Origin of the sequence: Streptomyces exfoliatus (assembly GCF_000725545.1) — a bacterium.
GTDB lineage: Bacteria > Actinomycetota > Actinomycetes > Streptomycetales > Streptomycetaceae > Streptomyces > Streptomyces exfoliatus.
On record NZ_JNZP01000125.1, the window covers coordinates 1 to 220 of the forward strand.

Here is a 220-nt window from a genome sequence, read left to right on the forward strand (position 1 = left end):
GCTGGCCGCGACCGCCGAGACCCATTACGTCCTGGTCGCCCCGCACAACGTGGGCGGCTCGGTCCTGACCGCCGCCTCCCTCCAACTCGCCGCCTGCACGCCGAACTTCAAGATCCTGGAGCACTTCAACGACTTCGCCGACGCGGAGATCAAGAAGGTCGTGCACGGGGCCCCCGAGATCGACCCGGAGACCGGCTGCTTCACCGTCTCCCACGCCCCC

At 69.1% G+C, this 220-nt stretch carries 1 protein-coding gene; it reads left to right on the forward strand.

Annotated features, from left to right (window positions below):
* Nucleotides 1–220 (forward strand): enolase C-terminal domain-like protein (locus IO20_RS0134410; protein ID WP_030560493.1); only part of this gene is annotated, 220 nt, incomplete at both ends.